The following is a 23,553-nucleotide window of genomic DNA, read 5'->3' on the forward strand; positions in this document are numbered from 1 at the left end:
AAAATTCATTTTGTTTTTAATTCAAAAACTCCATCCCAGTTATCATCAGGAGGATTCGATAAATAAAATTCGCATCTATTCATATATACTTTAGATGGATAGTCTTTTAATTTTTCATAAGAACGTTTGAAATAATCAAGAGCTTCTTCAAAATATTTATGCTTGTATAATTCAATTCCTTGAAAATAAAAATCCATATTCTCAAAAGCTTCTTGAGCTTTTTTATCTCCAAGTTCATTAATTAATTCATAAACAGCTGTTGGTTTTGTTTTTCCTTTTACTCTCACAACATCAAGATATCTAACAAGAAATTTATCTTTAACCAATTCGTATGTCGATTCACTTATCATTATACTCGTACCATATTCTTTATTTGCTCCTTCGAGTCTTGAAGCTAAATTTACATTATCACCAAGAACTGTATAATCAAATCTTTTCTCGCCACCAATATTACCAACAATAACTTCTCCCGAATTAATTCCAATTCTAATGTAGATAGAAGATTCAGTTTTATTAGTCCAAATTTCTCTTAGTTGAGCAAGTCTATTTTGCATTTGAAGAGCTGTCAAGCAAGCTTTATAAGCATGATCAGGCACTTCAACTGGAGCACCCCAGAATGCCATTACAGCATCACCAAGATATTTATCAAGTGTTCCATCGTTGGCAATAATAATTTCACTCATCTCACTTAAAAATTGATTAATAAAACTAACCAGCTCTTCAGGCTGTTTTTTTTCTGCAAATGTTGTAAAATTAGCAATGTCACTAAACATAATTGTTAAATTTTTCTTTTCGCCACCTAATTTTAATTTGTCTGGATTAGATATTAACTCATTCACTACCGTATTACTTACATAATGACTGAACATTCCTTTTATCAAAACATTTTGTTGCCGCTCTCTTAAAAAATGATAAGCTGTGCTCGAAAAATATCCAACAATTAGTGCAAGTGAGGGACTTACAATTGCAATAACTAATTTTTTTTCTATAAAATAAAAAACGCTCAGGCGATAGAACAGATAAATTGATAGCCCGATTATAATTATATTTAATAATTCAATTAATAATCCTAAATGTAATTTGACTTTCCTGAGTAATGATGTTATAACAAATGAAAAAGTTGTTAACAAAATTATTAAGAGTATTTCACTCAAATTTGATTGTTTATATAAAAAATCTCCTCTTATAACATTTTGAATTATATTAGCGTGAAATTCAACTCCATAAATTAAGTTATCTCCTTTTTGTTTTCCTTTTGCAAAAGAAATTGGTAAAATATCTCTATCTTCTGGCATTGTAGAACCAATAAGAACAATCTTATCTTTAAATTTATTCGTATAAAGTAAGCCACCATCGGGATTATCCCAGGTATTTAAGTCCTCTCCAATTTCAAGTTCATCAATAGTTTTAAATTCTTTATCATCGAGCACATCAATTAATTTTACACGCGGGAAAGTTCCACTTGGTCCATAAAAATTAATTAAGATACTATTTTTATCGAATTGTGGAATGAGTCTTCCATTTATTTGAAAGAACTCATCATGACGAATAGCAGTAAAATCTTTGGGAAGATTATAAAATTTATTAAGGACAGCAAAACCAAAACTTGGAATTAATTTATTCATTAAATTCGACTTAACATATGGAAGATATCTTCTAAACACTCCATCATTATCTGCAGGAACCTGAACTATTCCTATTGAACTATCCACATGATAAAAATAATTACCAAAATTTTCTTTAAGATTTTTTATGTAACTTTTATTTTCTTCAAGTAATCTTTCACTTTCAATATCAATTTTGCCTGATAACACTACTTTTCTGGAATTTAAAATTGATTGATACATTAATGAATCATTTGAAGGAGACCATTGATCTTCGTTTGTAAAATTTATATCAATACCAATTGCTTTTGCACCTGCATTTGTCAGATTATTTATAACTTTTGCAAAAACAAATCTTGGCCAAGACCAGCGATTATATGGTGGCGGGATTTGATCGTAAGCATCCTGAGTTATTTCTACAATAATAACATCAGAAGAATCTCCTAAATCAACTATTCCTCTTTCTGAAAATCTTTTATCAATTAATTTTAATTCTAATTCCCTTAAAGGTGTGATTGGCAAAAGATAATCTTGAGTAATTAAAATAGTTAGAATAGCAGCTGTTAAAATTATTACTAACTGTTTTAAAGCATTTACAATCTTTTTACTGCCATTCATAATAAATTATAATGTGTAACGAGTAGTTAAGCCAATAATTGAATTTGTAGTCTTTCCAGGGAACCTAAAAATTCTTGTTTGAAAAGCTACATTTAATCTTGAAATTAAATTATAATCTGCAATAAGCTCTAATGACTGTCTTTTATAATCACCAAAACTTGGGCTCAATGTAGCTGAAAGGAGTAATTTATCTTCAAGTAATTTACGTTTTAGCCCTAATGTTAAGGTAACATATTTATATTGTTTATTCGCAATTTCTGTAGAATTATAAAGCAGTTGAAAGATTGAGTTAAAATTTCTTTCCCAAAAACTATTAATTGATAATGATACTGAATTATAATTTGCATCAATATCATTCAGACTTTTATCTTCCCTTTTCTGAGTTGTTATTGACAATGAAGTATTGTGACGCACTCCTAATTTTATATCATATGAAAATAATAATGTAAATTTATCTGTAATATCATCAATCACATAATTGCTATAAATTGTATCTGTTATTTTTATCCCATTGTTATTTTTATATCGATTGTAACCTATTGTGATACTTGGGAAATTAGTTCTTAAAAAAAGTAATGCTGTTGCACTAACGGTTTCGAATGTTGTTGTGGCTATTTTAGTTTTTTGTAGATTATCTTCTAACTTCTCATAACCAAAAGAAAGGAAGAATTGGTTATCGAACATTCTAATTCTATCAACAAAATTAAATCCTTTTACATCTGTTCTAATAAATGATTGTCCAAATGAGAAATAATCATTCCCTCTATAAATGTAAGAAGCTTTGAGAGAGTTATTAAAATAATTAAGACTTAGTGCTGCTTCGCCAACTAAAGATGCCAACTTTTGAGGATTAAGAGGACCGATATATTGATTTACAGTAATAATTTTACCAAGCCATTTTTTGATTGTTTTAATTTTATCTGGATCAATATCAAAAGCTTTTCCTTCTCCAAAAATAGAATCTATTTTTTCATCTGATAATGTACCTGAAGAAATATCTTTATTATAGATACTGAATGCTGCCTGTGATGTAAAAAGAATATTTTGTTCATCAAAAGCAAACATTAAATCTGTTCCAACAACAGCATTTTCTTGTGGTCGTGCAGAGAATTCAACCGAATTGGGATCATCTTTTGAGTGAAGATAAGTAAATCCCAATTGAAAATTTTCACCACTTCCAAAAGATGGTCGAATGGCAAATAATTTCCTGCTATAAGTTCCCAGTTGAACTCTACCAAATGGAAATCCATATTTATTTTCATCAATTGGTATCACATTGTACGCGAGTGGAGCATTTTCTTTAAGATACTTTTCTAATAAAGTCCCCTCAACCTTTCTGAGTATTTCACCATATGTTGCTTGAATATTGAAAGCACTAAGATTTAATGCTCCATTTATTCCGCGAATTCTTTTACCACTCATAATTAAATTTGGAAACTGAGGATAAGAATCACCAATTTGTAAATTTAGCAAATCTCCATTGCGAATAGTCAAATTATATCTATTGTATGGTTGAAGATATTTCTTTTCCTCTGAAGTTACATAAAGTTGACCACCAAAAAACCAATCTCCTGAAGTAATTTTTGTTTCTGCATTTAAATTATTATACCATTTTGAAATCTCGCTATAATTTTCATTTCTCGATTCAGCTTTCAAGTTTCCATTGACTTTCCACCTTTGTTCTAATCTGGTAGCAACTTCACGTGTTACAAACTGAATATTTCTTATTATTGAATGATATAAATTTCCTTCGTTATCAAAAACTTCTATTTTAATTTGAGTAGCACCAGTTTTAATATTACTAATATTCTCATTACTAATTACAACCAGGTCTCCCGCAATAAGAGCACTACCCGAAATATCAATATTATTTAGAAAAATTTTTGTTCTTCTTATATCAATATTTTCAGGTGCTCTCATAAACGAGATTGAAATTAAAAAGTTATCCTGAGTTACTATTTCGCCTTCATCGGGATTAAGTACAATAATTTCTTTATCTTTTTCTGAAGCTCCTTGAATAGCCAGTTGAAATGGAGAAGCTCCTTCGTTAATACCTGAAGGATAGGTTTGTTGTGTTTCGTCCTTAAGGTTAATAACAAAGTAATATTCTAAAGTTGGTGGTTTTATTACATCAGATGAAATAGTATAAGTTGCAGCATTACCAACAATTTGCATTTCCACCTTTTGAAATTCATTTTGACCGAATAATCTATATAATAAATCAATTGATAAGATATTTTCTGTTGAAATTAATTCAACAGAAAAATTTAATGGTGTATTAACTTTTGCTTCGCTTGTTTTTACATTTAGAATTAGACTTTCTTGAGCATCTACTTTTGCTAAGAATATAAAATAAGTGAGTAGAATGTAAATATTAATATATCTTAATAGAAACTTTAATCTCATTTTACCCCCTTTTAAAAAAAATTATTCTTCGGGACCGTAATATTCTATTTCAAAATCGCCTTGTGGAGTTTGAATAATAATCTTTTTAATATTTGTTCTTCGAGATTCTTGCATTAACTTTTTATCTTGATCAGTCTGTTCACGAAAATCAAAAGTGCCATCTTTCGAAATAGTAACTGTATTACCTTCTGTTAAAGTTCCTTCACCTCCCTGTGGCCCAGTAAAATTAAGCAATGCAGAACCTGACTCTAAGGACATTGTGAATGTGCTATCTTCGCTATACTCTAAAAATCCACTTGTCCCTCTAATTGAAGCAACAACGGTAGGAGTAGTAAATTTAAATTCTTCATTTTCAGATTGTTTTTTAACATCAAAACTAATTAATCCCTTTTGAATGAAAGTATTTTTATTCATTAATTTTTCTTTTTTATCACCAAAAATATGTAGAATACAATTTTCCCGTACACGTAATAAACCCGAACCATCAGTAAATTTAACAAGTGCTAAAGATTTAAAACCAGTTTTAACTTCGTTCCCATCATAAAGCACTAATCCAATATTAGCTTTTTGCCAGTCCGATTCATCTGCAGTTTTTCTATAATTAACATCTTTATAAACTTTAGTTACTAATGCAACCTGTGTATCAGAAGAATTTGAGTTTTTTGCTTTGTTGTTCTCATTTTTTTCTTCAGGAAAGATTGATATATAAAAAGCAATAAAAAATAAAATTATTAATTTCTCTTTCATATTATCCCCTTCTATTTTTCATCTTGGACGAAAATTTCCAGATATGATAGAAGTTCTATCCAGTTCTAAATGATTCAAAATTCCCGTTAAATCAGAGAAACTTATAGCATTCCCATTTTCATCAAAGAATTGTATTTGTTCAAAATTAATATTACCACTTCTAAGAATATTTAAAGCATCTTCATCTATATGATCCCGAAGTAAATTTATTAATCGTTCTAATTCTATATTAGTTACTTTTTCTATATTTGTAATTTCACTGGCATCTGATATTTGTTTCCCAATTCTAAATGAAACTATAGGGCTCATCAACTCATCGGGACCACCAGGCCTATTCACAACTGCTTTTATAGCCAGAACAATAGTTGTATCACTAATAAGTTCCCTATCGAGGTAATCAACTAAATTAATACTGGAAGTATCTTCAACTTCTTTATTATTAACCAGAGGATTTCCTGAATTAAGAGCTTGTTCATAAGTCTCACCCGGTTTTAGATAATTAGCTAAAATTTTGTAAGAATTAGCACCAAGAGATTTCGTCCATGTAACCAGTATTGAACCAATATTTTCAACACTCCCTTCATTTGGAGATAAAATAATTGGGGGAGAAGGATTCAGAAATATCAATTCTTTTGAATCGCTACTTACCAAGGTAGGATTATCAACAGGATAATAAAGATTTACTTCAATATTAAAAATCCCTGTTGGTTTTGCTATTTCTCTAATTTCAGAAACTATATTATCATTATACTCTTTTTTTACCAGTTCAATATCTTTATTTAGTTCGTCATTACTAAATATCCTTGAAATAAATGGTTTAGTTCTAAACTCTGCTACTTTTACAGGTGCTTTATTTAGTTCTTTCCTCCATTCAATTTTACCTTCAACAATTACTTCTATACCTGGAGGATTAATAATTACCTGCATAATTCGTGGCTGGTTTTGAAGATTTTCTTCAATAGCCAATGCAGCAAAATCAATAGTAGATAAATCGCCAAGGATATTTAATTGTATAGTTGGTGTTTGAGCTTTAACTATTGATATATATAAAATAAAAAAGAAAAAATAACATATTCGTTTTAAAACGTCTTCCATACATTCCCTCCTATAAATTAATTCCAAATATAAATATCTGCTAAATAAAGTAAATATTTATTTGAATTATAACAAGACTAAATTTGTGATTTAAACTAAACTACAGTGACTGGATAATAGTTTTGAAACAGTAGGAGTAAATTTTTATTGTAATAAATAAAATTACTATTTTAAGAGAAGTGCCCCCCTCCAGAATAAAAAAATTAATTTACTTTTGGTTCTTTTCCCGGATTAATAAATCCAAATTGTGGAGCTGGCTGTAAATCGATATTAATTTCACCAAAACGAGCTTCATATTTTTCAATATTATCTTTTAAGGCACGCATTAACATTTTTGCATGTTGAGGAGTAGTAATTATTCTTGCTAATACTTTAGCTTTAGGAACACCCGGAACTACTCTTGTAAAATCAATTATAAATTCAGCTGGAGAATGAGTTATGATAGCTAAATTCGAATAAATTCCTTCTGCTTCTTTTTCACCCAATTCAATATTAATTTGTTGTGGTTTTATTTCATCGTGTTCCATAATATACTCCAATTATTTATTAATCTATCTTGAGAGGTAATGAAAAGAAAAAGCCCACACAGTTTGTAGTGTGGGCTCATAAAATTTATTTTCTATATTGATCAGCTTTATTAAATGCTTCTTCAGATTTTTCTTTCATACCAAGATTTGCATAAACTTTACCAAGCAATTCCCATATAGTAGGTTCTTGAGGATTTACTGATAAATATTTTTCGAGGTAAGGAATTGCAGCACTAAATTTTTCTTTGTATGCATCCGAAACCTCTCCTTTCTCTTCCATTTCTTCTCTCATTTTAGCACCCCAACGAATATAAGTAACAGCTAAATTATAAACTGCGTTGGTATAATCTGGATCGAGCTCAATAGCTGCTTTAAATTGTTCCTCGGCTTCAGGATATTTATCAGCATTCAATAAAAGAACACCATAGTTGTATCTGTAAAATTTATTATTTGGTTCTTTTTCTACTCCAGTTTTAAATGCCGTCATCGCAACATCTAACTTATTAGCAGAAATGTAAGCATTAGATAATCTTAATAAAATTTCACCATCATCGGGATATTTAGCCTGTCCTTTTTCCAGCACTTCAATAGCTTTATTGAAATTTTCATATGCTTGAATACTATCAGCGGGATTTTTTGAAGTTTTATAATTATCAATTAATTGATTCCCCTTTTCAGTATAAATTTGTCCAAGCATTGCGAAAGCTTCGGGGGCAGTACCAATACTAACTAATTTTTCAAGAGGAGCAATAGTATCATCAATTCTATTCATATTCAAATAAGTATAAACAAGATTAATATATGCTCCAGCTGAATCTGGTTCACATAAAATTGCATTATTAAAATTTTCCGCAGCTTTTTCAAAAAACATATTCATAGAATCTTTATCGGTAGTTTTTGTAGCTTTGTTAAAAAAGCTTACACCTTTATTAAATCCAGTTGCCCAATAATATTTTTTTGATTCAACAATTTGTTGTTCAAATTTTTTACTAATTGATAGTGACTTATCGAAAGCTTCCAACATTTTGGGAATATTACCTTCTTCACCATAAAGATATCCCAACAAATACCAGCCTTCGTCACTATTTGGGTTTTTCTGAACTTCTTTTAATAAAGTTTCTTTTGCTTTATCGTATTGTTTCTGGTTAATATAAAGTTTAGCACCAGTTAGTTCGGCAGATGCGCACTGGAATGCTGTAATTCCTAATGCCATTCCTAATATACTTAGATAAATAAGTACTTGTTTCATTTATTCTCCTAAGTTTAAAAAATATTTAATTATGATATCAAAAATAACCAATTTAAAATTGGCAAGTCAAGAAATTTTCCAATACAGTTTATATAAAAATAAACCCTGTTTTTAACAGAGTTATGTAAAATTGCAGTTTTCAAAAACTTATTAAACTTCCATAATTTCTTTTTCTTTATGTTTAATTAGATCATCAATTTTAGCAATATGATCGTCTGTAATCTTCTGTACTTCTTTTTCTGCTTCTTTCAATTCATCTTCTGTGAGTTCTTTATTCTTTTCCATTTTTTTAAGATGTTCATTTGCATCTCTTCTTACATTTCGTAGTGCTATTTTAGCATCTTCACCGAATTTTTTTACAAGCTTTACAAGCTCTTTTCTTCTTTCTTCTGTTAGTGGTGGAATAGGAATTTTAATATTTGTTCCATCACTTACTGGATTTAATCCAAGGTCAGAAGTAAGAATGGCTTTTTCTATAACACTAACCATACTCTTATCCCAGGGTGTAATAGATAGAGTATGAACATCGAGTACAGATAAATTACCTAATTGATTAAGTGGGGTTAATTTGCCATAATAATCAACTTTAATTCCATCTAAAAGTGCTGTAGTAGCTTTTCCAGTTCTAATCTTTGAAATTTCGTTTCTAAAGGCTTCTATTGTTTTATCCATTCTTTGTTTGGCATCTTTAATTACAGGATTATTCATCATATTTGCCTCGCTATTTATGGTCGAAAATTTTTATGAAGGGAAATTACCTACAGCAGTACCTACATTCTCACCAGTAACAACTTTCAATAAATTATCTGGCACATCCATATTAAATACAATAATTGGAAGGTTATTTTCCTGGCACATACTGACTGCAGTTAAATCCATCACTCTTAAATTCAATTTAAGAACATCCAGATAAGAAATTTGTTCGAACATATTAGCATTTGGATTTTTTTCTGGATCAGAATCATAAACACCATTTACACGTGTACCTTTAAAGATTGCATCTGCTTCGATTTCTACGGCTCTTAAGGTTGCAGCTGTATCTGTACTAAAATAAGGATGACCTGTTCCAGCTCCAAAAATAACTACTCTACCTTTTTCAAGATGACGAATTGCTCTTCTTCTAATATAAGGTTCTGCAACTTCTTCCATTTTTATTGCTGTCATCAGTCGTGTATAAATTCCTTTATTTTCCAGTGCATTTTGCAATGCTAATGAATTAATAATTGTAGCGAGCATTCCCATCTGGTCGCCAGTAACTCTATCAATTCCTTGAGAAGATGCATTTAATCCTCTATAAATATTACCACCACCAATTACTATTCCAATTTGAACACCCAGATCGTGAACTTTTTTTATTTCATCAGCGAAATAATTTAGGACTTTTGGGTCAATCCCAAAATTCTGGTCACCCATTAATGATTCGCCACTAAGTTTAAGTAATATTCTTTTGTATTTTAAATTGTGGTTCATAGGTAGTGTATTTCATTTACTTAAGTCAATATAAAAAAAAAGGTCTTATTTTGAAATAAGACCTTTTAATAATCATTTCTTTTCATCGCTTAAGTGGAAGCGTTTAAATCTTAAAAGTTTTATTTGAGTATTATTTTGCTTATTAAATTCTTCAATCAAATTACCTACTTTTTTTGTGTTATCTTTTACAAAGATTTGTTCAATTAAACAATTTTCTTCGTAGAATTTATTTAGTTTTCCCATTGCGATTTTTTCGAGAACCTGTTCAGGTTTTCCTTCTTTACGTGCTACTTCTTTATAGATTTCAAGTTCTTTATCGATAATTGATTTGTCAACTTCTTCTCTATAAATCGATATTGGTCTCATTGCAGCTATTTGCATTGCAATATCTTTTAATACAGGTTGAAATTCTGGAACTTTATCTTGAGGAACATTTTCTGCTACTATAATTACACCAAGTTTAGAGCCGTGATGTATATAATCAACAATTAAACCATTTTCTACATTCTCAAAAGCAAATCTTGATATTTCAATTTTTTCACCAATTTTACCAATTAAAGCATTCAATTCATCCTGAACATTTTTACCATCCAAGTTCGATTGTAATAATGAATCAATATCAGCTGGTTTATTTGTGACCAATACTTCAGCTATAAAATTGGCAAACTTAACGAAGTCATCACTTTTAGCTACAAAATCTGTTTCACAATTTATTTCGAAAATCACAGCAGAATTTCCATTATTGAATACGCGGGTTAAAATTAATCCTTCATTAGCAGATTTTTCAGCTCTTTTAGCTGCAACAGCTGCTCCTTTTTTACGAAGCAATTCTATTGCTTTCTGGAAATCTCCATTAGCTTCTTCAAGAGCTTTTTTGCAGTCAATCATTCCTGCACCAGTTTTCTCTCTTAGTTCCTTTACTTGAGTTGCACTTATTGCCATAATTTCCTCTTTAATTTCAAAATTAATTATTGGTTTCTTGTGATGATGTTTTTTCTTCTATTATATTTTCATTTTGTTCTGTTGGTTTTTGTTCAGCTTTTTGAGTTTTCTTTTTCTGTTCAGTTTTTCTATCATCGTTATTGAATTTTACTCTTCTAATTCTACTTTTAGCTTGTTTTTTCTCGGTATCCTGTTCCTGTTCTTCTGTAACCTTTTTCTCTTTTTCTTTTTCAGCAGTTTCGTGAGCTTTTAGTTCTTTAGCTTTTTCATTACCTTCAATTACTGCATCGGCAATTACTTTAGTAATAATTTCAATAGTACGCGAAGCATCATCATTAGCAGGAATTACATAATCAATCGGATCAGGGTCACAATTTGTATCGACAATAGCAATTACAGGGATATTCAATCTAACAGCTTCTTTAACTGCAATTGCTTCTTTTTTAACATCAACAACAAACAAAGCACCAGGCAATTTGGTCATTGTTTCTACACCATCGAGAACTTTTCTAAGTTTTTCTTTTTCTCTAGTAAAGTGTAATCTTTCTTTTTTGGTAATTTTCTCAAAAGTACCATCACTTTCCATTTTTTCAATATTTTGAAGTCTCTTTACACTTTTACGTATAGTTGCAAAATTAGTTAACATTCCACCGAGCCATCTTTCACTAACCCAGTTAGAATCACACCTTTTTGCCTCTGCAGCAATAGTATTTTTAGCTTGCTTTTTAGTACCTACAAATAGTACCTTTTTACCCTGAGCTACTATTTCAGTAACAGCTTCAGCTGCTCTATCAATAGCTTGTTGTGTTTTTTTCAGATCAATAATGTGAATCCCATTTTTTTCCATAAAAATGTATGGTTTCATTTTGGGATTCCAACGGCGAGTCAAGTGACCGAAATGGGCACCAGCTTCAATTAGTTCTGTAAGTTGTACTCTTGGCATAATATTCTCCTGTTTTATCTTCTACTCTCATCTTATCCTTCAATAATGGATAAGTTTGCTTTTCATCCCAAACGGGACACAGGAAGCAAATACGAGAGTATGAATGGTTAAACAAATTAGTTGATTATCTCTTAGAGAACTGGAATCTCTTTCTTGCTTTTTTCTGTCCGTATTTCTTGCGTTCGACCATACGAGGGTCGCGTTTCAATAAACCTTCAGCTTTAAGTATAGGACGAAAATCTGGATTAATATCTTCTAATGCACGAGCAATACCAAGTCGTATTGCATCAGATTGACCTGAAACTCCACCTCCAGAAACATTTGCAAAAACATCATACTTACCTAATGTTTGAGTAACAACAAAAGGTAATAAGATATTATCACGATGTTCTTTCAGTGGAAAATAATTTTCAAATTCTCTGTCGTTTACAGTAACTTTGCCCGAGCCATTTCTTAAATAAACTCTGGCTACTGCATTTTTTCTTCTACCGACAAATATTTTATCTGCCATCAAATCACTCCATTATAAACTTAATACTTCAGGTTTTTGAGCTGCATGAGGATGAGATTCCCCAGCATAAACTTTTAGTTTCTTAATTAATTTTCTACCTAAACGATTTTTAGGTAACATCCCTTTAACAGCATGTTCAATTACAAATTCTGGCTTTGTAGCCATTAATTCAGAAAAACTTTTTATTTTAACTCCACCTGGATACATCGTATGCCAGAAATATGTTTTAAGGGATTCTCTTTTCCCTGTTACACGTACTTTATCTGCATTAATAACAATAACATAATCTCCTGTATCCATGTTGGGTGTAAAAACTGCTTTGTGTTTACCTCTTATAATTCTTGCTATTTTAGCAGCCAATCTACCTAAAACCTGATCTTTAGCATCAACAATATACCATTTTCGATTTGCTTCTTCAGGTTTTATAAATTTTGTAATCTTTTCTTGCTTCAAGATTTCCTCCAAATACAAAAATATACTTTTCAAAGGTTTCAAATATATTTCTATAGTTTTATAATGTCAAGGAATTATGAATTTTAATTTTTGCATTTCTGAGATTTTACTATTTATTAATATATTTTGACGACATATTCAGCACCTGCTTTAATATCAAAATACCTATTGCACAATTAATCTTTTATAATTTTAGAATTGTATTGAAACTTTTATCAAAAGCTTATTTTTTGACTATTGCGTTTTGATATTAAATAAAGAATTTGAGTATTTCTATAAAAGTCAATTTAATATCTGTGTTTATAGTAAAATATTTTTACTTGTTTTTTACTGTTATCATTATTCTTACCTTTGAAACAAATATTTTGAAAAACTTATTATAAATTATTATGAAATTAAACTTTTATTTAATCTTTAAATCAAAATTATATTTATTTGTCTAAAAAAATACAATAGTATGACTCCTTACGATGTTTTAAAAAATTTTTTTGGCTTTTCTGAATTTAAAGCTTATCAAAAGGAAATTATTGATTCAATAATTAACGGAAATAATGTATTAGCTATTTTACCAACAGGTGGGGGTAAATCTCTGTGTTATCAAATTCCTGCTTTATTATCAAATTCTGTATCATTAGTTATATCACCATTGATTGCTTTAATGAAAGATCAGGTTGATTCATTAAATAAAAAAGGGAAAGTCGCAGCATTTATTAATAGTACTTTAAATCATAAGGAAATTCAATCGATATTAAATGAACTATCAACCAATAAAATTAAGTTACTTTATGTTTCTCCAGAAAAATTAGATAATATTCAATTTGCAGATATTATTAAATCTCTTCAACCTTCTTATCTTTTTGTTGATGAAGCACATTGCATTAGTGAATGGGGACATAACTTCAGACCAAGTTATAGAAAAATCAAGCAGTTTGCTGATTTTATAAATATTAAAAGAATTTCTGCATTTACAGCTACCGCTACTGAAGATGTTCGTAATGATATTATTGAACAATTGGGAATTATTGATGCTAAAGTTTTTGTCTATGGCTTCGAAAGAAAGAACTTATATCTTAACGTAATTAAAACGAAAGATAAAAAAGATATATTATTAAAACTCATCACTCCAGCATCTATACCTGCAATAATTTATACAGCCACAAGAAGTATAGCAGAAAATGTTCATGAATTTTTAAAACAAAAAAGAATTAAATCTGCATATTATCACGCTGGTTTAAATGCAGAAATGAGACGATTAATTCAAGATGATTTTCTGGAAGGTAGAATTAATCTTATTGTTGCTACAAATGCTTTTGGAATGGGAATAGATAAAAGTGATATTCGAACTGTAATACATTATAACTTTCCTTCTAATATCGAAAATTATTATCAAGAAATTGGTAGAGCTGGTCGTGATGGAAATCCATCAAATATTTTTTTGCTATTTGATGAGAAAGATATATCTATTCAGGAATACTTCATTAAAAATTCTATTCCACAAAAAGAACAGATAGAACTTGTTTACAATGCAATTTGTGATTATGGTAATATTGCGTTAAGAAGTGTTTCTCAGAAAAATATTCCTATCGATCTAAATTTAATTTCATTTTTACAATCAAAAGGATTAAATAAGGCATTGATTGATGCTTCGATAAGAATTCTTGGTGAGTCTGGTTATATTAAGTATAATCCAGAAATATATAAAAATTACAAAGTGCAATTTTTAGTCGAACCTGACAAATTGAACTCATTAATAAATAAAATTCAAGATAATGAATTAAAAGACTTAGTTTTATTACTTGTAAGAGATTATGGTAGTAATATTTTTCGTTACAGTGTGAATATTAATCTTCTGAGATTATCAGAAATTCTTGGAGCTGATTCAAACAGTTTAATTGAATATCTTAAGTTACTCAACAATTCAAGTATTATTTCATATGAAGCTCCATCTCCCTATCCAACAGTTTCTCTCTCTAAACCGAGACTAAAAGGTAATGAATTAATTCTTGATTTAACAAAGACAAAAAAGTTAATAGAACATAATAAAATTAAGCTCGAAAAAATATTGGGCTATATTCAAACTACTGAATGTCGATTCTCATATATCTTAAATTATTTTGGTGAATTTAAAGACAACTATAAATGTGGAAGATGCGATAATTGTTCGGGAAGAACATTCAAATTATCCGATGATGAATTTCTACGAAACCACATTCTTCTTACTCTTGAAGAAATTAAAAAACCAATCGATAAAAAAGAGTTAATAAAAATTCTACTTGGCAAAGATTTGAAATATCAGCACATTTCTACTTATGGTTCTTGTGAACTTTTTTCTACTATTGAAATAGATAATGTTCTATCCAATATGGAAATAGAAAAAGTAATAACATCCAAAAATGATTTAATTAATTATCAATCTTTTTCAAATTTATTAATCGACAGAGAAGTAGATATTCAAAAAAACTATGAAAGTGATTTAAAACTTTTCAACATATTAAGACAAATAAGAAAAGAAGTTGCAGAAAAATTTAATCAATCAGCACAAATAATTTGTCCCGACAATATTTTAAGAGAAATTGCAAAGTTACGACCTCAAACCTATTCAGCATTTCTTGAAATTGATGGATTCAACAAAAGAATGTTTAACAAAATTGGAGAAGAATTTATTGCTGCAATAAAAGAATTTGAAAAAGATGAAAGTCTTTCTAATAAAATCAAAGAAAAAAATCTTCCACAAACTTCATTTCAGATACTGGAATTAATACAAAAAAAGTATTCGTTAGAAGATATTGTTTCAATAACAAAGATTCCAGAATCTGTTCTTTCCATACAAATTGAAACATTAATAGAAGCAATTCCTTCCTTAGAAATTGATTCTTTATTCGAAAAAGATGAGTTGAATGAAATCAATAATAAAATTGAAGCTGGCTTTACTGATCTTAAAGAATTAAGAAAAGCGTTGAATGAAAAAGTAAGTTATGCTAAACTTAGAATTGCTCTTGCAAAGAAAAGAGTTAATTAATCACATTAGTATTTTTTAAATCCTGCAGGTATGTATTAGCTTTTTTGAAAAAATTCTGCCACTTCTCAATGTCTGTTTTTAAATTTTTCAAATAGTTCTCAAATTCTTCTCTACTGGTATTATATTTTTCATAAAGTTTTTTCTGATTTATCTTAAGTGAATCTAAATTATAAGAATATTTTTCTTCCAGTATGATATTTTCTACATAGATACGAATAGCAGTATCTTCATCAATTTTTTTTTCTGAGCAGTTAACAATTAAAAGCAGAATAGAAATAGCAAATAATACAATGTGATTATTTCTTTTTACTTGCTTCAAATAAAATTCTCTTTTCACGTTCGGTTAAATTTTTATAACCACTTTGGCTTATTTTATCGAGTATTCTATCAATTTCTTCCTGAGTAATTTCTTCCTCTTTGCTTTTTGAATCGATATCATAAAACTCTGCTTCTTCAATATCTTTTGAGAAGGATGGTTTTCTGAATCTTGAAGAAAATTTAAAATTAGATTTCTTATGATACGTGCTAAATATATTCCTAAATTGAAAGTCATATCTTCTATCGATAAGAATAAATAAAAATCCTGTAACAGCTCCACCAATGTGAGCAAGATGAGCTACTAATGTTGGTTCGTTAACGGATAAGAATTCGATAACTACTAAGAATGCTATTAAATATTTTGCCTTAATTGGAATTAAGAAATATAAAAATATATATCTATCAGGGAAAAACATTGCAAAGGCAATCATAATACCAAACACAGCACCAGATGCACCAATAGTTGGAGCCAATGATTCAGAAAATAAAGGTGCTAAAAATAATTGAAATAGACCTGCACCAAATCCACACAGCAAATAATAAATTAAAAACTTTCTTGACCCAAGAATATTTTCCAATTCCATCCCGAACATCCAGAGCATAAACATATTGAAAAGAATATGAGTGAAATCGCCGTGCATAAATTGATAAGTTAAAAATTGCCATATCTTAAAATTATATGGCATACCTGCACTATCAATACCTGTAATAGGATTTAAAGCAAAATATCTATTTAAAATATACCAGCCTGGAACACCACCAAAACTGATACTATCAAAAATTATTTGTATCAGAAATACACCAGCATTGATAATCAATAGATTTTTAATTACTGGTGGGAAAAAAGAAAATCCTCCAAAACCAGAAGGCCGATAATAATCTCTCGAATCTAAACTCATATACTTCCTTATTTACAGTTCAACTATAAAATTATAATTTCTTTTCCAAAATATCCAAACCATTGTATTTTTTCTTTAATACATCGTACATAATGTTTTGATTTGTACTTAGGTAATCGAAGCTATAATTAAACTTTACTTGATTATTTGCAGTTATTATTATTTACTTTTTAGTATTTATAAACATAAAATTCTGAAATATATTTTCACTTAATTAAAATAAAAATCTGCCAACAATTTTTAGTTTTTCTTAGGTAGTTTTTCAAACATTAATAAAAAAGAGCAAGAGTTATATCTTGCTCTTTCTTTGATTAATTATCATCGTTTAATGCCGCAACTCCAGGAAGAACCTTCCCTTCCAAAAATTCAAGTGAAGCACCACCACCTGTTGATACATGTGATACTTTATCTTCGAGTCCAGCTTTTTTAATAGCAGCTGCTGAGTCACCACCACCAATAATTGTTATAGCACCTTTTTCAGTTGCTTCTGCCAGAGCTTTTGCAATTGCTTCGGTACCTTTTGCAAAATTATCAAATTCAAATACACCAAGTGGACCATTCCAGATAATTGTTTTACTTTCAAGAATTACTTTTCGGAATTCTTCAATAGTTTTAGGTCCAATATCAAGTCCCATTTTATCTGATGGAATTTTATCTGAATCAACAATCATTGAAGGTGATTCATTTTTAAATTCAGAAGCAACTACATTATCAACAGGTAATAAAACTTTTGCACTGGACTTTTTGAATTTTTCGAGCATTTCTTTTGCTAATTCAAGTTTTTCTTCTTCGAGAAGAGAAGTTCCAATTTCATATCCCATTGCTTTATAAAAAGTATAAGCCATTCCACCACCAATTAAAAGGTTATCAACTTTTGGTAATAAATTTTCAATAACATCAATCTTACCAGAAATTTTAGAACCTCCAAGTATTGCAGTAAATGGTCTTACAGGATTAGCAATTGCTTCTCCAAGATAATTTAATTCTTTCTGCATAAGATAACCTGCAGCACATACTTTAATAAATTTTGTAACACCTTCGGTCGAAGCATGAGCTCTATGTGCACTTCCAAAAGCATCGTTAATATATACATCTCCCAGTTCTGCTAATTGCTGAGCAAAAGCAGGATCATTTTTTTCTTCTTCGGCATGGAACCGTAAATTTTCTAAAAGCAAAACTTCTCCTTCTTTCAATGAATCAACAATCGCTTTAACCTGTTCGCCAACACAATCAGGAGCAAATTTCACTTCCATATCAAGCAATTCACCTAAACGAACTGCAACAGGTTTTAATGTATACTTTGGATTAGGAGCTCCTTTAGGTCTTCCAAGATGACTCATTAAAATGCATTTACCACCTTCATTAATGATCTTCTTAATAGTTGGTAAAGCAGCTGTAATTCTCAGGTCATCAGTAATATTCATGTTTTCATCGTAAGGGACATTAAAATCAACACGAACAAGAACTCGCTGTCCTTTTAGATTAACTTTGTCAATACTCAGTTTTTTCATTTTAATCCTCCTGTTTTGGGATTTTTCTGATTCGAAAATTAGAAGATAGTAACAATATATACAAAAAAGACGCAGCCGATATAATTCGGACTGCGTCTTTACAAAGTTTTTATAATATTATTTTGTATTTATCATTTTCATCAACAAATCAACTACTCGGCATGAATAACCCCATTCATTATCATACCAGGAAACAATTTTAAAGAATCTTTTCTCGCCCTTTAAGTTATTTTGTAATGTAGCCAGAGAATCATATATAGATGAACGATCATCATGTATAAAGTCTGTAGAAACAACTTCTTCATTGCAATATCCAAGAATTCCTTTCAAGTATGTTTCAGAAGCTTTCTTCATTAATTCATCTATTTCTTGAATCGATGTTTCTCTTTCTGATCTGAATGTTAAATCTACTACAGAAACATCTGCAGTTGGTACTCTAAAAGACATTCCAGTTAATTTACCTTTTGTTTGAGGAAGAACTTCACCAACAGCTTTAGCTGCACCAGTTGTAGATGGAATAATATTAATTGCAGCAGCACGACCACCTCGCCAATCCTTTTTAGAAGGACCATCTACTATTTTTTGTGTTGCTGTATAAGAGTGAATTGTTGTCATCAATCCAGTTTCGATTCCAATTCCCTCTTTTATTAATACGTGAACAATTGGAGCAAGACAGTTTGTTGTACATGATGCATTAGATACGATGTGATGTTTTTCTGGATCATACTCATGATCATTGACACCCATAACAAAAGTTTTTACATCTCCCTTAGCTGGTGCAGTAATAATTACTTTCTTGGCTCCAGCAGCAAGATGACCTTTTGCTTTTTCAGAATCTGTAAATAATCCTGTAGATTCCAGAACATATTCTACACCTAAATCTTTCCATGGTAATTGCGATGGATCCTTTTGTGCAAGTAAACATTTAATCTTATGACCATTAACAATAAGAACATCATCTGTTTCTAATGAAGAATCACTTTTTTCGCTTCCTAAGGTTCCTTTAAATTTACCATGTACTGAATCATATTTTAATTGATATGCAAAATATTTTGCATCATTGACAACATCTACCACTGCAACTACATCAACCTCTTTGCCGAGGTATCCTTTTTCGGCTAATACATTAATAATTTGTCTGCCAATTCTACCGAATCCATTGATTCCGATTTTTGTTGCCATTATTATACCTCCATAATCGTATTAATGTAAAATTTGGCTTGCAATATAGTTAATAATTAAAGAATTTTCAATTTACAAACATAATTATTTTAATAATTTTAGTTAAATACTGAATTTAACTTATAAAATAAGGGATATTTGCTTTTTACTCTTTTATTTTTTTGAAAAAAGAGATTTGTGATAAATTTAAAAAAGTTTATTTTTCAACTTGAATAAATAAAATTACTTGGATTGAATGATGAACACCTCTGAGTTTTTATCATTTGTACCAATATTTTCTGAACTTCCGACTGATGAATTAATAAAAATTGAAAAAATAGGAAGCAAAAAAAAATATTTAAAAAATGAAATTATTCTAAAGGAAGACGAAGCTGGAACAGCACTTTTTGTTATTGTATCAGGTAAAGTTAAAGTCGCGAGAACAAGTGCTGATGGAAAAGAAGTAATATTAACTATCTTATGTGAGAATGATTTTTTTGGAGAGATGGCAATATTAGATGGACAAACTCGTTCGGCTACAGTAATTGCTATGGAAGACACTGAACTATTTATAATTCAGAGAAATGATTTCTTAAATCTTTTATCAACACATCCTGAAGTATCAATAGCATTACTTCAGGAATTAACAAAAAGATTAAGAGCTGCTGATGTTAAAATTAAAGCTCTCTCTCTTAAAGATGCAGAAGGTAAAGTTGCAACCGTTCTTCTTCAATTAGCTGATGATATTGGAAAAATTAAACATGGTCAGGTTGAATTAGAAAATTTACCTAATCAACAAGATTTAGCAAATATGGCAGGTACATCTCGAGAAACAATATCAAGAACATTACATGCATTTGCTAAAAAAGGTCTAATTGAAATTGACGGTTCCAAAATTCGTATTATTGATTATGAAAAATTTAAGGAACTTTACAGTTAATGTCACTTAAAGTCGATTTGCATATTCATACAGTATATTCAGATGGTGTTTATACTCCTTTTGAAATAATAGAAAAAGCTCACCAATCAGGTTTAAGTATTATAAGCATTACAGATCACGATAGTGTTAATGGAATTAAAGAAGCAATAAATTATGGAAAAGAAAAAGGTATTGAAGTAATTCCTGGCTTAGAACTCAGTACCGATTTAGAAGATAAGGAAGTGCATCTGCTTGCATATTTTATTGATTATGAAAATGAAGAATTATTGAAATACCTAAACTTTTTTCGAGAAGAAAGATTATATCGTGCAAAAAGGATTATTCAGAAACTTCGTAATCTTGGTTTATCTATAACAATAGATGATGTAATAGATAGAGCAAAAAATTCTGCAATTGGTCGACCACATATTGCTTATACACTTGTAGATCTTGGATTAGTAAAAAATTATACCGAAGCATTCGAAAAATATTTAGGGGATAATTGTCCAGCATACGAAAGAAAAATTCACATCTCACCAACAAGTGCATTAAAACTTATTAACGAAGTTGGTGGCCTTTCATTTATTGCTCATCCTGGATATATGAAAGAATCTATTCTACTTAACATAATTAAAGCAGGAATTGATGGAATTGAAGTAATACATCCAAGTCACAACGAAAATCAGATTAACTTTTATCGTGGTATTGTAAATCAATATTGTCTTTTAGAAACAGGTGGTTCAGATTTTCACGGTGGAAAAAAGAACGATGAAGAGAACTTTGGAAAATTCACAATCTCACTTAATCAAGTTGAAGCAATGAGAAAAATGCTTCTAAGAAATACTGCATAATTTATTTTCTTTTGCACTTCTTATTTATAACAAAAAAATTCTAAATTTGACAAACAGTTTATTCCTAATAGTGAAATTATATCCTTAATCAAAGAGGATTTATGAAAAATTTATTATTAATATCAGTTATTTTATTGTCTTCATTAAAAGCTCAAAATATTGGTGAATGGAAAATTTTTTCCGATATGAAAGATGTTCAAGCAATAACAAAAACAAATGATGGAATATGGGCTGCTACTACAGGAGGAGCATTTAAATATAATTTTTTAGATGAATCTATCATTACATTAACAAAAGCAGAAAAATTAAATAGCCAGATTTTGACAGCAATAAATGTTGATAACGATGGTAAAATATGGTTTGGTACTTTCGAAGGATACATAATTTCATATAATCCCATTGAGCAATCAGTAAAAAACATACTTGATATTTATAAATCTGGTAAATCACAAAAAAGAATTAATAATATTTATACAAAAAGTGATACGATTATTGTATCAACAGATTTTGGATTGGTTTTAATAAACTCCAGAAACTATTTTCTTTATGATACTTTTTTGAAATTGGGAGATTTTCCTTCAGAGTTAAAAATTAAATCTGCTATAAAAACTTCATTAATCTATGCATGCACTGTTAATGGCATTGCTATTCAAAAGCCAGGCACTATCAATTTATCTGCACCAGAATCCTGGCTTACTTTTAAACTTTATAGTGATATTCCAGCTTCTTCGATAAATAAAATTGTAGAGTGGAATAATAAAATTTTAATTGCTACTGATAATGGAATATTCTTATTCGAAAATAATAAGTGGAATTCATTTCTTCTTCAAGAGAATAATGTTAATGATATTTATGCAAACGGAAATAATCTTTTTATAATTACAAATAATTCCTTATATCAATATTCTGATAATGAATTAAAAATAATTTACGAAGATTTTTCCAGTACATTTACTTCTGTAATTTATGGTAATTCAAAAATTTATATCGGCTCTAACAAAGGCTTAATTGAAATAAATGGGAACACAATTAAGGAAATATCACCAGAAGGTCCACCTAAAAATTTGTTTATCAATTTAGCTGTTGATGGTAATAGCAATCTCTGGGTAGCAACAGGTAAAGATGGAGCTGGTATTGGTTTTATGAAATTTGATGGAGAGAAGTGGACATTATTCAATAAACAAAATTATCCACAACTACCATCAAACGATTATTTCAATGTATACGCTGGATTTGATAATACGATCTATCTTGCAAATTGGGGTAATGGAATTACAATTTTTAAGGACGGCAATATTGAAGTTTACAAAAAAGACAATAGTCCTCTTATAGGAATTTCAAAAGACACAAATTTTATCGCAATACCAGATATTAAACAGGATTCAAAAGGAAATGTGTGGATTGCAAATTCAGAAACTATAAGTAGAAAATTATTAAGTGTATTTACAAAAGAAAAAAAATGGTATAGTTATTCATTTATTAATCCAACATTAACAGAAAATGATGTAATATTTAAATTAGTAATAGATCAATATGACACAAAATGGTTCTTACTGTTGAAAGGTCAACTTGGACTCTATTATTTTAATGAAAACGGAACTTTTGAAAATCTTAATGATGACAAATATGGATATTTAGGCACAAACAATGGTTTAATATCAGAGGTTGTTACCGCATTGGCAGTAGATAAAAGAGGTCAGCTTTGGATTGGAACTAATAAAGGCATGAATTTTATTCCCGAGCCTTCAAATCCAAGAATTTCAGATATCACAATACCATCATTAAGAAATCAAAGTATCACTTGTATTGCAGTCGATGCTCTGGATCTCAAATGGGTTGGTACAAAGAATGGTATTTTTGTATTATCATCCGATGGTTTGCAACTATTAGAACGTTATACATCAAGTAATAGTCCATTACCAGATGATGATATTAGAAGCATAGCCATTGATGAAATAAAAGGTAGAGTGTATATAGGTACAGATTATGGTCTGGTAATGATACAAACAAGTTCAATAAAACCAGTTGATAGTTTCAATGAACTTTTTGTGTATCCCAATCCATTCACCTTAGAAGGGAAAAATAATTACGTAACAATAGATGGATTGATAAGAAATTCTCTTATAAAAATTATTGATATAAACGGGAACCTAATTAAAAGTATTAAAACTCCCGGGGGAAAAATTGCTTTATGGGATGGAACGGATGCAAATGGTAATTTAGTAGGAAGTGGTATCTATATTATTATTGCATATGATGAAGAAGCAAATAATGTAGCAACTGGAAAAATTGCTGTAATCAGAAAATAAA

The 23,553-nt window shown here is 29.5% G+C and carries 20 protein-coding genes; 4 read left to right on the forward strand and 16 right to left on the reverse strand.

The genetic code is table 11. The features are described 5' to 3' along the window. Positions 1-5 precede the first annotated feature (5 nt). The 12 genes from VJY38_RS01855 to rplM all read right to left on the reverse strand — a co-directional run bounded on the left by VJY38_RS01855 (position 6) and on the right by rplM (position 12,565). Positions 6-2,222 carry a CHASE2 domain-containing protein gene (locus tag VJY38_RS01855; RefSeq protein ID WP_353678967.1) on the reverse strand — a complete coding sequence of 739 codons (2,217 nt, stop codon included), beginning with the start codon at positions 2,220-2,222 and terminating at the stop codon, positions 6-8. A 6-nt stretch (positions 2,223-2,228) separates the two neighbouring features. Continuing rightward, positions 2,229-4,628 carry a hypothetical protein gene (locus tag VJY38_RS01860; protein ID WP_353678968.1) on the reverse strand — a complete coding sequence of 800 codons (2,400 nt, stop codon included), beginning with the start codon at positions 4,626-4,628 and terminating at the stop codon, positions 2,229-2,231. Between the two features lie 21 nt (positions 4,629-4,649). Beyond that, on the reverse strand, positions 4,650-5,375 hold the full coding sequence (locus VJY38_RS01865; protein WP_353678969.1) for a FecR family protein: 726 nt from the start codon (positions 5,373-5,375) through the stop codon (positions 4,650-4,652). Between the two features lie 18 nt (positions 5,376-5,393). Continuing rightward, entirely contained in the window at positions 5,394-6,470 is a 1,077-nt protein-coding gene (locus VJY38_RS01870) for a hypothetical protein (protein ID WP_353678970.1), read from the reverse strand. Between the two features lie 203 nt (positions 6,471-6,673). Further along, positions 6,674-6,997, reverse strand: coding sequence for a DUF3467 domain-containing protein (locus VJY38_RS01875; protein ID WP_353678971.1), 324 nt, complete (start codon positions 6,995-6,997; stop codon positions 6,674-6,676). A gap of 85 nt (positions 6,998-7,082) precedes the next feature. Then, positions 7,083-8,246, reverse strand: coding sequence for a tetratricopeptide repeat protein (locus VJY38_RS01880; protein ID WP_353678972.1), 1,164 nt, complete (start codon positions 8,244-8,246; stop codon positions 7,083-7,085). A gap of 150 nt (positions 8,247-8,396) precedes the next feature. Then, a complete protein-coding gene (gene frr / locus VJY38_RS01885) occupies positions 8,397-8,954 on the reverse strand; it encodes a ribosome recycling factor (RefSeq protein WP_353679930.1) in 558 nt (185 codons plus the stop codon). Between the two features lie 33 nt (positions 8,955-8,987). Next, complete coding sequence (pyrH, locus tag VJY38_RS01890; protein WP_353678973.1) at positions 8,988-9,716, reverse strand: UMP kinase; 729 nt, start codon at positions 9,714-9,716, stop codon at positions 8,988-8,990. Between the two features lie 72 nt (positions 9,717-9,788). Continuing rightward, positions 9,789-10,658, reverse strand: a complete 870-nt coding sequence (gene tsf / locus VJY38_RS01895) for a translation elongation factor Ts (protein ID WP_353678974.1) — start codon at positions 10,656-10,658, stop codon at positions 9,789-9,791. Between the two features lie 22 nt (positions 10,659-10,680). Beyond that, positions 10,681-11,601: a 30S ribosomal protein S2 gene (gene rpsB / locus VJY38_RS01900; RefSeq protein ID WP_353678975.1), complete on the reverse strand. Its 921-nt coding sequence runs from the start codon at positions 11,599-11,601 to the stop codon at positions 10,681-10,683. Positions 11,602-11,725: 124 nt separating this feature from the next. Beyond that, a complete protein-coding gene (gene rpsI / locus VJY38_RS01905; RefSeq protein WP_353678976.1) occupies positions 11,726-12,112 on the reverse strand; it encodes a 30S ribosomal protein S9 in 387 nt (128 codons plus the stop codon). Positions 12,113-12,124: 12 nt separating this feature from the next. Continuing rightward, complete coding sequence (rplM, locus tag VJY38_RS01910; RefSeq protein ID WP_353678977.1) at positions 12,125-12,565, reverse strand: 50S ribosomal protein L13; 441 nt, start codon at positions 12,563-12,565, stop codon at positions 12,125-12,127. 457 nt (positions 12,566-13,022) lie between these two features. Here rplM and VJY38_RS01915 point away from each other — a divergent pair, with 457 nt between their 5' ends. Further along, complete coding sequence (locus VJY38_RS01915; protein WP_353678978.1) at positions 13,023-15,584, forward strand: RecQ family ATP-dependent DNA helicase; 2,562 nt, start codon at positions 13,023-13,025, stop codon at positions 15,582-15,584. On the opposite strand, the gene VJY38_RS01920 is transcribed toward VJY38_RS01915, so the two are convergent. The 4 genes from VJY38_RS01920 to gap form a co-directional block, all read right to left on the reverse strand. After that, a complete protein-coding gene (locus VJY38_RS01920; RefSeq protein WP_353678979.1) occupies positions 15,577-15,903 on the reverse strand; it encodes a hypothetical protein in 327 nt (108 codons plus the stop codon). The genes VJY38_RS01915 and VJY38_RS01920 overlap by 8 nt on opposite strands. Continuing rightward, on the reverse strand, positions 15,881-16,801 hold the full coding sequence (locus VJY38_RS01925) for a rhomboid family intramembrane serine protease (RefSeq protein ID WP_353678980.1): 921 nt from the start codon (positions 16,799-16,801) through the stop codon (positions 15,881-15,883). The genes VJY38_RS01920 and VJY38_RS01925 overlap by 23 nt, the downstream gene beginning before the upstream one ends. A gap of 311 nt (positions 16,802-17,112) precedes the next feature. After that, positions 17,113-18,312 (reverse strand): phosphoglycerate kinase, encoded by a 1,200-nt coding sequence (locus VJY38_RS01930; RefSeq protein WP_353678981.1) that lies wholly within the window; start codon positions 18,310-18,312, stop codon positions 17,113-17,115. Between the two features lie 117 nt (positions 18,313-18,429). After that, on the reverse strand, positions 18,430-19,494 hold the full coding sequence (gap, locus tag VJY38_RS01935; protein ID WP_353678982.1) for a type I glyceraldehyde-3-phosphate dehydrogenase: 1,065 nt from the start codon (positions 19,492-19,494) through the stop codon (positions 18,430-18,432). A gap of 235 nt (positions 19,495-19,729) precedes the next feature. On the opposite strand from gap, the gene VJY38_RS01940 reads away from it, so the two are divergent. From VJY38_RS01940 to porZ, 3 genes are all read left to right on the forward strand, one after another. Continuing rightward, positions 19,730-20,413 carry a Crp/Fnr family transcriptional regulator gene (locus VJY38_RS01940; protein ID WP_353678983.1) on the forward strand — a complete coding sequence of 228 codons (684 nt, stop codon included), beginning with the start codon at positions 19,730-19,732 and terminating at the stop codon, positions 20,411-20,413. Then, on the forward strand, positions 20,413-21,243 hold the full coding sequence (locus VJY38_RS01945; protein WP_353678984.1) for a PHP domain-containing protein: 831 nt from the start codon (positions 20,413-20,415) through the stop codon (positions 21,241-21,243). The genes VJY38_RS01940 and VJY38_RS01945 overlap by 1 nt, the downstream gene beginning before the upstream one ends. 101 nt (positions 21,244-21,344) lie before the next feature. Beyond that, entirely contained in the window at positions 21,345-23,552 is a 2,208-nt protein-coding gene (porZ, locus tag VJY38_RS01950) for a type IX secretion system anionic LPS delivery protein PorZ (RefSeq protein WP_353678985.1), read from the forward strand. Position 23,553 lies beyond the last annotated feature (1 nt).

The organism is Rosettibacter firmus, from assembly GCF_036860695.1.
In the GTDB taxonomy this organism is placed as follows: Bacteria; Bacteroidota; Ignavibacteria; order Ignavibacteriales; family Melioribacteraceae; genus Rosettibacter; species Rosettibacter firmus.

Bases quoted from the DNA above. Each gene is read 5' to 3' on its own strand.
- VJY38_RS01865 (WP_353678969.1), bottom strand. From the start codon at position 5,375: ATGAAAGAGAAATTAATAATTTTATTTTTTATTGCTTTTTATATATCA.
- tsf (WP_353678974.1), bottom strand. From the start codon at position 10,658: ATGGCAATAAGTGCAACTCAAGTAAAGGAACTAAGAGAGAAAACTGGT.
- VJY38_RS01945 (WP_353678984.1), top strand. From the start codon at position 20,413: ATGTCACTTAAAGTCGATTTGCATATTCATACAGTATATTCAGATGGT.
- VJY38_RS01940 (WP_353678983.1), top strand. From the start codon at position 19,730: ATGATGAACACCTCTGAGTTTTTATCATTTGTACCAATATTTTCTGAA.
- pyrH (WP_353678973.1), bottom strand. From the start codon at position 9,716: ATGAACCACAATTTAAAATACAAAAGAATATTACTTAAACTTAGTGGC.
- VJY38_RS01855 (WP_353678967.1), bottom strand. From the start codon at position 2,222: ATGAATGGCAGTAAAAAGATTGTAAATGCTTTAAAACAGTTAGTAATA.
- gap (WP_353678982.1), bottom strand. From the start codon at position 19,494: ATGGCAACAAAAATCGGAATCAATGGATTCGGTAGAATTGGCAGACAA.
- VJY38_RS01870 (WP_353678970.1), bottom strand. From the start codon at position 6,470: ATGGAAGACGTTTTAAAACGAATATGTTATTTTTTCTTTTTTATTTTA.
- rpsI (WP_353678976.1), bottom strand. From the start codon at position 12,112: ATGGCAGATAAAATATTTGTCGGTAGAAGAAAAAATGCAGTAGCCAGA.
- VJY38_RS01925 (WP_353678980.1), bottom strand. From the start codon at position 16,801: ATGAGTTTAGATTCGAGAGATTATTATCGGCCTTCTGGTTTTGGAGGA.
- rpsB (WP_353678975.1), bottom strand. From the start codon at position 11,601: ATGCCAAGAGTACAACTTACAGAACTAATTGAAGCTGGTGCCCATTTC.
- VJY38_RS01860 (WP_353678968.1), bottom strand. From the start codon at position 4,628: ATGAGATTAAAGTTTCTATTAAGATATATTAATATTTACATTCTACTC.
- VJY38_RS01880 (WP_353678972.1), bottom strand. From the start codon at position 8,246: ATGAAACAAGTACTTATTTATCTAAGTATATTAGGAATGGCATTAGGA.
- VJY38_RS01875 (WP_353678971.1), bottom strand. From the start codon at position 6,997: ATGGAACACGATGAAATAAAACCACAACAAATTAATATTGAATTGGGT.
- porZ (WP_353678985.1), top strand. From the start codon at position 21,345: ATGAAAAATTTATTATTAATATCAGTTATTTTATTGTCTTCATTAAAA.
- VJY38_RS01930 (WP_353678981.1), bottom strand. From the start codon at position 18,312: ATGAAAAAACTGAGTATTGACAAAGTTAATCTAAAAGGACAGCGAGTT.
- frr (WP_353679930.1), bottom strand. From the start codon at position 8,954: ATGAATAATCCTGTAATTAAAGATGCCAAACAAAGAATGGATAAAACA.
- VJY38_RS01915 (WP_353678978.1), top strand. From the start codon at position 13,023: ATGACTCCTTACGATGTTTTAAAAAATTTTTTTGGCTTTTCTGAATTT.